Genomic DNA, 12657 nt, shown 5'->3' with positions numbered 1-12657 from the left:
ATTCTTAACTTTTATATTCCTAGTAATTAAGTATAATATATTAGGTTAAAAAACCATAGGAGGAATAATGATACATCAATATAAAGCTAAGGGTTTTAATATTGTTTTAGATATATACAGTGGTTCTGTTCATCTAGTAGATGACCTTACATACGACATAATAGAATCTTACAAGAATTCTGACATAGATAAGCTAAAAACAGATTTAAGCCTTAAGTACAATGTGACAGATGAAGAATTAGAAGCTGCCTTCAATGAAGTAAGCGACCTTATTGAAAGCGGCCAATTGTTTACAGAAGATAATTTCAAGGACCTTGCCATAGATGTAACAAAAAAACCTACAACTATCAAGGCCCTTTGCCTAAATGTAGCCCATACCTGTAATTTTACCTGCGATTATTGCTTTGCTAAGGGTGGAACCTATCATGGACCTGATGCGATTATGTCTAAGGAAGTAGCCAAAGCTGCTATTGACTTTTTACTAGAAAATTCTGGAAGCCACTATAATTTAGATATTGACTTTTTTGGTGGTGAACCTTTGATGAACCTAAGCGTTGTAAAATACACAGTAGACTATGCTAGAAGTAAGGAAGAAGAATTTAACAAGCACTTTAACTTCACCCTTACAACCAATGGCCTACTTCTAAACGACGAAAATATTGACTACTTAAATGAGAACATGAAAAATGTTGTCTTATCCCTAGATGGAAGACGCGAAAAGCACGACCATTTCAGAAAAACTATGAAGGGAACAGGTTCCTTTGACCTTATAGTTCCAAAATTCCAAAAACTTGTCGAAAGACGTGGTGATAAGGAATATTACATGAGAGGAACCTATACAGCCAATAACCTTGATTTTACAGAAGATATCAAGACTTATCTTGACCTAGGTTTTAAGAGGACATCCCTTGAACCTGTTGTTGGTTCACCTGATAATGAATATGCTCTAAAAGATGAGCACCTTGATATCCTCTATGATCAATATGAGAAACTTGCTGACATAATGATGGAAGCAATCGATAAGGATGATAAATTTATTTTCTACCACTATATGATTGATCTTGAAAATGGGCCTTGTATCCACAAGAGACTTTCTGGATGCGGTTCTGGTACAGAGTACATGGCAGTAACCCCTACAGGCGACCTCTATCCTTGCCATCAATTTGTAGGCAATGAAGACTTTATAATCGGAAATATCTATGATGGAGTAAAAAATAAGGGGCTTGTAAATCGCTTTAAAACCTGCAACTGCTATTCTAAAGAAGAGTGTAGGTCATGCTGGGCCAATATGTATTGTTCAGGAGGCTGTGCGGCAAATAACTACAATGCCACAGGCGATCTAAACCACACCCACGAATATTCTTGCAAATTATTTAGAAAAAGAATTGAAATGGCCCTAGCCGTAAAAATTTATGAATTCCTTAAGGAAGCTGAAAAAGAAGAAAGTCTTGCCTAAGGGCACAAATAAAGCCAAGCTTGTGCTTGGCTTTTAGATTACCCTTTTTTCTGAAGCAAGGGCCAATACTTTTATTTCTTTGGCATGAGATGCTTTTAATACTTTAATGATTTCCTTAGCTGTATTTCCCGTTGTTAAGATATCATCGATAATAAGAACAGACTTGCCTGTCAAATCTTTTTGGCAAGCAAAAGCATCAACTAGGTTGAGACTCCTTTCCTCCCTGCCTAAATCATGCTGGGTCTTGGTGTCTTTAACCTTTCTAAATTCATCCAGATAGCTTGGCCTTATCTTTCCTATAAAGTCATCTGTAATCATCCTTATTTGATCAAATCCCCTATCTATTAGAGTTGATTTTGAAGATGGAGATGTCAATATATAATCAGCATCAAATAAGCCTTTCCTAGTCCCATATTCATACAGAAATTCAGAAAAAACTCTGGAAAGGGATGTATTTCTTTCAAACTTATAATCCCCTATTAGTTTTTTAAAAAAATCATCATAAAAAAACATGGCATAGGCCTTGGTATCTCCTACTAGAAATTCATTGTCTACATAGTCTAGTTTGTCAAAGCAATTTCTACAGATATGGTATTTGTAGATATATTCTTCCTTACAAATATAACACTTGTTAGGGTCTAAAAATAAAAAATCAATCAGCAAGTATAGACTCCATTTCCCCTATCCAATAGGCTAGGTTGGTATTTCTCTTATTTGACCTATTATTGTCGACCATTGTTTTTATAAATCTCTTCTCACCCAATAGTATTACAAGGCTCTTAGCCCTAGTTATACCAGTATAAAGTAAGTTTCTAGTTAAAAGCATAGGTGCCACCTGCATCATAGGAATTATTACACACTTAAATTCTGAGCCTTGAGACTTGTGAACTGTGATGGCATAGGATAGGTCAAGATCTTTTATGTCTTCTTTTTTATATTTTATGACCTTACCATCTTCAAACTCAACCTTAAGACTTTCTTCATTGGTGTCTATTTCTTTGATAATGCCAATATCTCCATTATAAACCCCATCGTCATTTTCCACTATATTTATTGCCTTTAAATCATAATTATTCCTAACCTGCATGACCTTATCATAGAGTTTAAAAGTCTTATTATTGATCTTCAAAAAAATATTTTGCTTATTTATAGTTTCTTGGATAGCTTCATTGATAGAATCGACTCCCCAAGCTGTCTTTCTTGATAGAGATAAAACTTGGATATCATTTATTGGATCAAGTTTATAGAAATTTGGTAGCCTATCTTTTATTAATTCCAGAAGTCTTTCTTTAAAATTTTTAGAATTTGCATTTATAAAGAAAAAATCCTTGCCCGGTTGGTTTAAAAATGGATATTCACCCTTATTTATCCTGTGGGCATTTAAAACTATATTAGATTCTCCTGCCTGCCTAAATATTTTTTCAAGCCTCACTGAATTAATATTGGTTTCTAAAATATCTGATAAGACATTACCAGGGCCTACTGATGGAAGCTGGTCGCTATCTCCCACTAGAATTAGAGCAGTATTTTCCCCGATCGCATCAAGAAGATTTTTCATTAGGTAAATATCAACCATACTCATCTCATCGACGATTATATAGTCTTTTTCGATTGGATTTTCTTCGTTATATTCAGCTATCGGCATATCTGGCCTGATACCCACAAGTCTATGGATGGTGTAAGCTTCCTTACCTGTTGATTCTTGCATTCTTTTGGCCGCCCTACCAGTTGGAGCTGCCAAGGCATAGGATAGATCATTATCATCAAGTATCTTTGTTATAGCGTTGATTATGGTTGTTTTACCAGTACCTGGCCCACCAGTTATTACAAGTAGCATATTCTCAAAGGCCTTATTTATTGCTTCTTTTTGTTCTTTGGAATATGGATCTAAGTCCTCATTTACACATACATCAAATATGTAAGAGGCAGCAATTTTTTTGGCTAAGTTCATTGCTACAGATTTTTCTGCCTTATAAAGACTTTTGGCATATACATAGGAGACATCATCTATTACTACCAGCTCAAGTTTGCCAGAAAGCAAATCTTCTTCAACTTGTCTAGATATTAGGTCTTTATCTACTTTTAATAAATTTTGGGTCTTAATTATCAGATCTTCTAATTTTAAGCTTGTATGGCCATTAAAATCAGCCTCATAGTCAATCACATAGGAAAGTCCTGCTGATATACGGAATGATGAATTAACCTGCATCTCCATACTACGAGCAAGGCTATCTGCCATATTAAAGCCAATTCCCTTTATATCTTCTATAAGCCTATAAGGATTTGCCCTTATTATATCTCTGGTATTTTCACCATATTTATTATAGATTTTCATAGAAAGATTGTAAGAAATCCTTAGCTTATTTAAAAATTCCATAGTTTGTCTAGAATCTCTAGTGTCTTCTACCGATAAGCTTATATCTCTTAGTTTTTTCTTGCCAATTCCTTCTACTTCTATAAGCCTTTCTGTATTGTCATATAGGATGTCCAGAGACTTATTTCCAAATTTTTGATAGATGGCCTTAGCAGTTTTAGGTCCAATTCCTCTTATATTTGAATTTGATAAAAATTTAATTATTGATTCTTTATCTGATGGCTTTTTAAGGCTTACATTTCTAACATTTATCTGCTCACCATATTTATCATGATAGGTTAAATCTCCCTCTACTTCTATCCTATCTCCCTCATTAAAAATAGGCATAGTACCAACAATGGTAATATCTGAATCAGTAGTGTCAAGGGTCATTACACTATAACCACTTTCATCATTTCTATACCTAATGTTTGTTACTATGCCTTCTATTTTCATTTATTCTACTCTAACTCTCTTAATATCTGCTCCAAGCTTGGTAAGTTTTTCTACTAGATTTGAATAGCCCCTATCTATGTGGTAAATGTCAAATACTCTAGTAGTGCCTTCAGCTACAAGTCCTGCCATTACAAGGGCAGCGCCTGCTCTTAAATCTGTTGCCTTTACATCTGCTCCATGAAGTTTTTCAACCCCTGCAATTGTCGCCCTATTACCAGATGTTGCGATAACAGCCCCCATTTTTGATAGTTCATTTACGTGCATGAACCTATTTTCAAAAACAGTTTCTTGAATCCTGCTCTCACCTTCGCAAACTGTCATTAGCGCCATAAATTGAGCTTGAGCATCTGTTGGAAAACCTGGATAAGGAAGGGTTTGGATGTTGGTAGCCTTAAGCTTGCCCTTATTTGCCCTTACAATAATCTTATCCTCATCTTCAATCTCTTCTACTTCAACGCCCATCTCAACAAGCTTCGCTATAACAGGTCTGATGTGGCTGCCGATAACATTATTAATCAATACCTCTCCCCTAGTCATTGCTGCAGCTGTCATATAGCTTGCTGCTTCTATCCTATCAGGAATTATGGTATGTCTTGTTCCCTTTAGCTTTTCTACACCATTAATTACAATTGTTGATGTACCAGCTCCCTTTATATTTGCTCCCATTTTTGATAAGAAAGAAGCAAGGTCTACTATTTCTGGTTCCTTGGCTGCGTTTTCTAGAGTGGTCTTACCCTTTGCAAGAGTCGCTGCCATGATAATATTTTGTGTAGCCCCTACTGATGGGAAGTCTAGGTATATCTCTGTACCTACTAGACCATCTTTTGCTTCTATAGATATTTCATCATCATTTATTATATTAGATGCTCCTAAAGCCTCAAAACCCTTTAAGTGCAAATCTATTGGACGGCTTCCTATATTACATCCGCCTGGAGCCTTTGTGTAAGCTGCATTAAATCTTGATAAAAGTGGACCCATAACAACAAATGAAGCTCTCATCTTATCCATTAAAGCAAAAGGTGTCTCGCAGGTATTAATTGAAGCTGAATTTATGCTTAAGGTATTAGTGTCTAAATACTTTACTTCACTTCCTAAATGCTTAAGGACTTCGACCATTATCTCTACATCCTTAAGCTCAGGAACACCATCTAATATTATTTCTTCTGTACCTAAGACACAGGCAGCTAGTATTGGAAGAGCCGAATTCTTCGCTCCAGAAATATTCACTTCTCCCTGTAGAGGTCCATTAGAATTTATTACTAAAATTTCTTTTCCCGCCATATTAAGTCCTTATTTAGTGCCAAATAGCCTATCGCCGGCATCACCAAGTCCTGGTACTATATAGCCATTTTCATTTAATTTCTCATCTAATTGAGCTATATATATTTTTACATCTGGATGCTTTTCTTCAAGTAATTTGAAAGCTTCAGGCGCTGCTATTACACTTAATAATTTGATAGATTTGCAACCATATTCTTTTAGTCTATCTATAGCATCACAAGCTGAACCACCTGTAGCAAGCATTGGATCTACTACAAGTATGTCTCTATTTTCCACATCGCTAGGGAGTTTGCAATAATACTCTACAGGTTGTAGGGTTTCTTCGTTTCTATACATACCAATATGGCCAATTTTAGCTGCTGGTAGGACTTCTAATACCCCATCAACCATTCCAAGACCTGCTCTAAGAATTGGAACAATACCGATTTTTTTCCCTGTTAGTCTATAGCCAGTTGTCTTTGCAACTGGTGTTTCTACTTCATATTCTTCAAGCTCTAAATCTGATGTTGCTTCATACGCTAACATCATAGCTATTTCTGTAACTAGAGATCTAAACTCATTTGAGCCTGTATTTATATCTCTTAAAATGGAAATTTTGTGTTTGATTACTGGATGGTCTAATACTTTTACATTTTTCATTGTTATTTATCTCCTATATAATTCACATCGCCTGCTGCCGATTTTTTCATCCTATTCATTATACTCTTACCCAAATGATTTTCCTTAACACCTTCTGCTAGAATAATATCTACATCCATCCTATCCATCTGCCTTAAGGCAGAAAATAAAACATGGCTCATTGTAGATAAGTCATTCCTATCACCAAAGCTTATAAAATTAAAATCTTTAAATATTTCTTTAGAATCCCCAAATCCTAATATTCCTACCCTATAAGATTTTTCTTTATAAGAATTTGCAAGATCATAAATATAATCTTTTGCTCCTTGGCCTACAAATACTTTCATCTTAGCCTTTGGGGCGTAGTGCTTATATTTTTGTCCTGGAGATTTTGGTCTGACACTTGCATCTACAAGGCTATCATCTAGTCTCACATCAGGGATAATCTCTTTTAGGAACTCAAAGGTATAAAAGCCAGGTCTAAGTATCACTGGCACATCTTCTGATAAGTCAAGAACAGTAGATTCTATACCAATGTTGGACTCTCCTCCATCTAAGATCATAGGTATAGTGCCTTCCATATCAAAAAATACATCATCTGCATTAGTTGGCGATGGCCTACCTGATATATTTGCAGATGGGGCTGCAATTGGTGTATTTGCAGTAGCTATTAGCCTATTTGCAATCTTATCTGATGGATATCTTATAGCTACAGTATCCCCTCCTGCTGTGACAGAATCAGGTATTAGTTTGGATTTCTTAAAAATCAGTGTTAGTGGCCCTGGCCAAAGCTTAAATAGGGCCTTATCCGTTTCTTTTATATCATCTACTAATTTTTCTAGCATTTCTAGATCTGAAATGTGTAAAATCAAAGGATTGTCGGCCGGCCTATGTTTAGCCTTAAAAATTTTCTGGCAAGCCTTATCATTTAGGCCATCTGCCCCAAGTCCATAGACTGTTTCAGTCGGAAAGGCTACAAGTTCTCCCTCATTTATCAAGCTTGCTGCCTTTTTTATTATTTTTTCATCAATGTTATTTCTATCTAACTCTAAAACTTCTGTTTTCATTTAGCCTTCTTTAATCTAAAATACAATAAGTCGGATCAGCGTGAAGTGTAAGTATCACTCCTGTTTCCTTCCTAATAATTTTTTCGATCCTGTCTATTTCATTATGAAGTTCACTGACAGTCAAATTTCCTGGAACCTCAACATGGCAAGACCCTATTATCTGTCCCCTACCATATTGGTGAATATCCAAATGATGCATGCCCTTTATATATTGGCCAGATAATAATATTTCAGAAATCTTTTCTTCTATATGCTCATCAATTCTTTCACCTAATAAATATTTTACTGTTTCATTAAATAAGTCTATACCAGGCTTTATAACAAAAAACGCTACTACAATACCCATTGCAGCATCTAGGTTAAAACTTACAAATCTTTGCAAAAATACACCTAAAATAATTGCGCTGGTTGAAATTATATCATTTCTAGCATCAAGCATTACACCTAGGTTCAGGTCTGATTCTAAATCTTTATATAATTTTGCATTTAACCTATAGATGTATACTTTTATCAAGATACCGGCAAATAATATTATAAAGCTTAGTAAACTAAGACCGTTGGGGTTATTATCATTAAAAGACTTTGCAGAATTTATAAAAAGCATAAGTCCCACATAGATAATCACTATCGAAACAAGTAAGGATACCACATATTCTATCCTACCATGCCCGAATGGATGGTCCTTATCGGCTGGTTTTTTAGAAAAACTAGAACCAACTAAGGCCATTATTGAGACTACCGAATCAGAAAGGTTGTTAAAGGCATCATTTAAGATAGCTGTAGACTTACTTACAAAACCTAAAATAATCTTACTTATAAAAAGTATGATATTCATTATTATGCCAATAAGAGACGATACACTTATTAAATCTAGCCTTACATCAGGATTATCTGTATTTTTATAATCCTTTACCAATCTTTTAGCGAGGAAATCAAACAACTATTCTTCCTCGCCTATTTTTTCTAACTTTCTAGTTTGATCTTCTGCTATTAGGGAGTTAATCATATCTTCTATATTTCCATTTAGAAAATCATCTAGTTGGTAAACGGTCTTATTGATCCTGTGGTCGGTTATTCTTCCTTGAGGGAAGTTATATGTTCTTATTCTTTCAGACCTATCACCAGTACCTACCTGGCTTTTTCTGTTATCTGCTATTTCTTTATTTCTTTTTTCTTCTTCTAACTCATAAAGTCTAGCCCTAAGTACTCTCATGGCCTTGTCTTTATTCTTTATCTGACTTTTTTCATCTTGTATGGCTACAACTAGGCCTGTTGGAATATGGGTAAGTCTTACAGCAGAGTCAGTTGTATTTACAGATTGGCCACCATTACCACTTGACCTATAAACATCCACCCTAATATCGTTAGGATCTATGTGAAGCTCTACTTCATCAACTTCTGGAAGAACTGCAACAGTTGCTGTAGATGTATGTATCCTACCACCAGATTCTGTCTCAGGTACTCTTTGAACCCTATGAACTCCTGATTCGTATTTTAACTTAGAATAAGCTCCCTCACCTCTTACAACAAAGGTAGCATCCTTAATTCCACCTACCCCTTGGGTGTTAACCTCAATATCTTCAGTCTTAAAGCCTGCCTTATCAGCATACATGTTATACATTCTGTAAAGGTCTCCAGCAAAAAGTCCTGCCTCATCACCTCCAGCCCCAGGTCTAATTTCAACAATTACGTCTCTTTCATCGTTAGGGTCCTTTGGTATTAGAAGAATTTGCATTTCATCTTTGAAGACTTCAAGGTTTTTTTTGTTTTCATCAATTTCTTCTTTGAGCATAGCAATCATATCTTGATCATCTGTCTCGTTTAGAAGCTCTTGATTTTCTTCTATTGTATCTTCTGCGTTTTTAATTTCTTCGTATTTTTCAACTACTGGTTTTAGTGAATTGTATTCTTTAGAAACTTTTCTAAATTGATCCATATCTGCTAAAACTGCTGGATCTGCAAGTTTTAATTCAAGTTGTTTGTAATTTTCTCTAACATGTTCTAGATTTTCAAACATAATTTATCCTTTCTGTGCAATAATAAATCTATCAAAATCGTTAAAATCTTTGATGTTTTTTATCTTAATAAAATTTTCATTCTTCAATAATTCATTAATCTCATCTTTTTGATCATAACCTATTTCAAAAATTAGGTGTCCTCCATCATTTAGATAATTTGGTGCATCTTTTATAATTTGCCTATAGAAATCTAAACCATCTACACCGCCATAAAGGGCTGATTTAGGTTCATAAAAAAGCTCTTTATCGAGACTTTCATAATCTACTTCATTGATATAAGGTGGGTTTGATACTATTAAATCAAATTTGCCTTCAATATTTTCAAATAAGTCAGATTTGATAAAGCCGACATTATTTATATCTAGATACTCTTTATTTTCATTTGCTAAGCTTAGGGCCTTATCTTCTATATCTGATCCAATGACAAGAGAGTCCTTTAGATTATATGCAAGACTTAGAGCTATAGCACCACTACCTGTTCCTATATCTAGGATTTTTTTCTTATTAAAGTTAGATTTTATAATATAATCAACAATTATCTCTGTTTCAAATCTAGGTATAAGGGCTCTAGAATCAACCTTAAGCCTTAAATTATAAAATTCCCACCAGCCTATGGCGTATTGGAGGGGAATAGATTCTTTCCTCATATTTATTATATCGTTTAATTTTCTAGATTCTTCTTCTTTTAGGTCTAAATTTTGATTTAAGAGTATAAAAGATTTGGGTTTATCTAAAATATAGGAAAGAGCTATGAGTGTTGTGTTGTAATCTTTTTTTAAAAATTCTGATATTTTCATTATTTTACACAAAAATAAGGTAAGTTGCCTTACCTTATATTTCTTTCTATTATTTTCTACCGTATTTCTTGTTAAATCTTTCTACCTTACCACCACGTTCAGCAGTTCTTTGTTTACCAGAGTAGAATGGGTGACAATTGCTGCAAACTTCTACTTTGATTTCTTCTTCTGTTGAACCTACTGTAAACTCGTTGCCACAAGACACACAAGTTACCTTAGCTTGGTGATATTCTGGATGTAATTCTTTTTTCATAATTCACCTCTATCTTCCATTTCAATAAGCAATTAAAATTATACCTGCTTTGTATACTTAAATCAAGTTATTTAAGGGATGAATTTATCAGTTTAACAAAATCTTCGTTAGATTTTGTCCTTTTCATCCAATCGATTAACTCCAGAATAGATTCTGTTGTATTTAGGTCTGAATTTCTTAGCTTATAAATAGCTTCCATTTCTTTTTTTGATAAAAGAAGATCATCACGTCTTGTTGATGATTTTTCGATATTTATAGCTGGGAATATCCTTCTATTTGATAAACGTCTATCTAGGTGGATTTCCATATTGCCAGTTCCCTTAAACTCTTCAAAAATCATATCATCCATCCTAGAACCAGTATCTACTAAGGCTGTGGCTAGTATTGTAAGTGAGCCACCATTTTCAATATTTCTTGCAGCACCAAAAAATTGCTTTGGACCAACAAGGGCTAGTGGATCAAGACCACCTGATAGGGTCCTGCCTGATTGAGGTGTCATGATATTATAGGCCCTTGCAAGCCTTGTGATGGAGTCAAGAAGGATCACTACATCCTTCTTCTCCTCAACAAACCTCTTAGCTCGCTCTAGGACCATTTCTGCTATGTCTATGTGGTTTTGTGGTGGCATGTCAAAGGTCGATGCAGCTACCTCAGTTCTCATCAAGACATTTTCTGGATCCCTATATTCATTTACAAATCTTATGAAATCTGTTACTTCTTCTGGTCTTTCGTCGATTAGAAGGACCAATATTTTAAGGTCATCGTAGTTTTTTTCTAGGGCTCGTTCTATTTCTTTGATTAGTGTTGTCTTTCCTGCCTTTGGCTGAGAAACTATAAGGCCTCTTTGGCCCCTTCCTATCGGGCTTATTATATCAATTATTCTGCCAGATAAGTGTTTAGAATCTGTCTCCACACTTATTCTCTCATTCGGATAAATTGGTGTTAGGTCTTCAAAAGGTGGCCTATTAAAGGCATCCCCTGGCTTTATCCCATTTACACTTGATACAAATATTAAAGGAGAAAACTTATCCTTGTCGTGTTTTTCTCTAGCTATTCCCTCTATGTAGTCTCCTGTTTTTAGCCTAAACATCTTTATTTGCTTAGGTGGGACATAGATATCATCATCACCTGACTCGTAAAGTTGGGTTCTTAAGAATCCAAATCCATCTGGTAATATTTCAAGTATTCCATCACAATCAAATTTAGAACCTAGGTCATTTTCTCTTGCCTCTTGGCTTTCTTCTTCCTTATTTTTATTTTCTTCTTCAATAAGTTTTATTAGTTCATCTTTTCTATATTTACTAATTGATTCTATGCCTAAGTCTTTTGCTATTTCTCTTAAATCAACTAATTTTTTATCTTTTAAATTATCCATAAGTCTTATAAAAAATCAAGGGGCACAAGGCCCCTATTCTTTTTCTTTTAATATCGTTATTTAGTTTTTGGCACTATTTGTGCTACCGAACATTTCAATTTTTTCTTCTACTAGGGCTTGTACTGCATCTGTACCGTCTTTTAGAAGTTTTCTTGGATCAAAGCCCTTGCCTTGTTGGTCTTTGCCAGCTTCTATATAAGCTCTTGTTGCCTTAGCAAATTCGATTTGGCATTCTGTATTTACGTTGATTTTTGATACTCCAAGGCTGATTGCTTTTTTGATTTGATCGCTTGGAATACCTGTACCACCGTGAAGAACTATTGGCATTTTAACTGCATCAGAAATTTCTTGTAGTCTTTCAAAGTTAAGTCCTTGCCAATCAGCAGGATATACACCGTGGATATTACCGATACCTGCCGCTAGGAAGTCTATGCCGCATGCTGCAAGATTTTTACATTCTTCAACATCTGCAAGTTCTCCAGCTGATGCAACTCCATCTTCTTCTCCACCGATTCCGCCAACTTCACCTTCTACTGAGATGCCTTTTTCGTGAGCTAGTTTAACAATTTCTCTTGTTTTTTCAAGGTTTTCATCTATTGGGAAGTGTGAGCCATCAAACATTACTGATGTAAAGCCAGCTTCTATACAAGCTTTTGCACCTTCATATGAACCGTGGTCTAAGTGGATTGCTACAGGAACAGTTATGTTTAGAGCATCGTGAAGATTTCTAACTAGGTCAGCTACAACTTTGAAGCCTCCCATATATTTTGCAGCACCTTCACTTGATGCTATAATAACTGCAGTCTTCTTTGCTTCTGCAGCAAGTAGGATTGCCTTTGTCCATTCAAGGTTGTTTGTATTGAAGTGGCCAATTGCATAACCATTTTCATAAGCTAAGTCTAACATTTCTTTTGCATTTACTAACATTATTTTCTCCTCCGGGCTTATGCCCTAAAATTTATATCCTTTACTACTATGATACC

12 protein-coding genes are annotated in these 12657 nt (G+C 35.0%); 1 reads left to right on the top strand and 11 read right to left on the bottom strand.

What is annotated here, in order from left to right:
* Positions 1-67: 67 nt before the first annotated feature.
* Positions 68-1456 (top strand): thioether cross-link-forming SCIFF peptide maturase, encoded by a 1389-nt coding sequence (scfB, locus tag NH286_RS02075; RefSeq protein ID WP_265212414.1) that lies wholly within the window; start codon positions 68-70, stop codon positions 1454-1456.
* Positions 1457-1489: 33 nt separating this feature from the next.
* On the opposite strand, the gene NH286_RS02070 is transcribed toward scfB, so the two are convergent.
* From NH286_RS02070 to fba, 11 genes are all read right to left on the bottom strand, one after another.
* Entirely contained in the window at positions 1490-2119 is a 630-nt protein-coding gene (locus NH286_RS02070) for a ComF family protein (RefSeq protein WP_265212415.1), read from the bottom strand.
* Positions 2109-4265, bottom strand: a complete 2157-nt coding sequence (locus NH286_RS02065) for an ATP-dependent RecD-like DNA helicase (protein WP_265236511.1) — start codon at positions 4263-4265, stop codon at positions 2109-2111. The genes NH286_RS02070 and NH286_RS02065 overlap by 11 nt, the downstream gene beginning before the upstream one ends.
* Positions 4266-5546 (bottom strand): UDP-N-acetylglucosamine 1-carboxyvinyltransferase, encoded by a 1281-nt coding sequence (gene murA / locus NH286_RS02060; protein WP_265236509.1) that lies wholly within the window; start codon positions 5544-5546, stop codon positions 4266-4268.
* A gap of 9 nt (positions 5547-5555) precedes the next feature.
* Positions 5556-6185: a uracil phosphoribosyltransferase gene (upp, locus tag NH286_RS02055; protein WP_106460552.1), complete on the bottom strand. Its 630-nt coding sequence runs from the start codon at positions 6183-6185 to the stop codon at positions 5556-5558.
* Between the two features lie 2 nt (positions 6186-6187).
* A complete protein-coding gene (locus NH286_RS02050) occupies positions 6188-7231 on the bottom strand; it encodes an L-threonylcarbamoyladenylate synthase (protein ID WP_265236507.1) in 1044 nt (347 codons plus the stop codon).
* Between the two features lie 10 nt (positions 7232-7241).
* Positions 7242-8171, bottom strand: a complete 930-nt coding sequence (locus NH286_RS02045) for a cation diffusion facilitator family transporter (RefSeq protein ID WP_106460554.1) — start codon at positions 8169-8171, stop codon at positions 7242-7244.
* Complete coding sequence (gene prfA / locus NH286_RS02040) at positions 8172-9248, bottom strand: peptide chain release factor 1 (protein ID WP_106460555.1); 1077 nt, start codon at positions 9246-9248, stop codon at positions 8172-8174.
* Between the two features lie 3 nt (positions 9249-9251).
* Complete coding sequence (gene prmC, locus NH286_RS02035) at positions 9252-10046, bottom strand: peptide chain release factor N(5)-glutamine methyltransferase (protein ID WP_265236504.1); 795 nt, start codon at positions 10044-10046, stop codon at positions 9252-9254.
* A 49-nt stretch (positions 10047-10095) separates the two neighbouring features.
* Positions 10096-10299 carry a 50S ribosomal protein L31 gene (gene rpmE, locus NH286_RS02030; protein WP_106460557.1) on the bottom strand — a complete coding sequence of 68 codons (204 nt, stop codon included), beginning with the start codon at positions 10297-10299 and terminating at the stop codon, positions 10096-10098.
* 67 nt (positions 10300-10366) lie between these two features.
* Positions 10367-11674, bottom strand: coding sequence for a transcription termination factor Rho (rho, locus tag NH286_RS02025; protein WP_265236502.1), 1308 nt, complete (start codon positions 11672-11674; stop codon positions 10367-10369).
* A 60-nt stretch (positions 11675-11734) separates the two neighbouring features.
* Complete coding sequence (gene fba, locus NH286_RS02020; protein WP_265236500.1) at positions 11735-12601, bottom strand: class II fructose-1,6-bisphosphate aldolase; 867 nt, start codon at positions 12599-12601, stop codon at positions 11735-11737.
* Between the last annotated feature and the right edge of the window lie 56 nt (positions 12602-12657).

Source organism: Anaerococcus sp. NML200574 (assembly GCF_026131665.1).
In the GTDB taxonomy this organism is placed as follows: Bacteria; Bacillota; Clostridia; order Tissierellales; family Peptoniphilaceae; genus Anaerococcus; species Anaerococcus kampingae.
The sequence above is the reverse complement of the archived record's forward strand: the minus strand, read 5'-3'. Positions and strand labels throughout refer to the sequence as shown.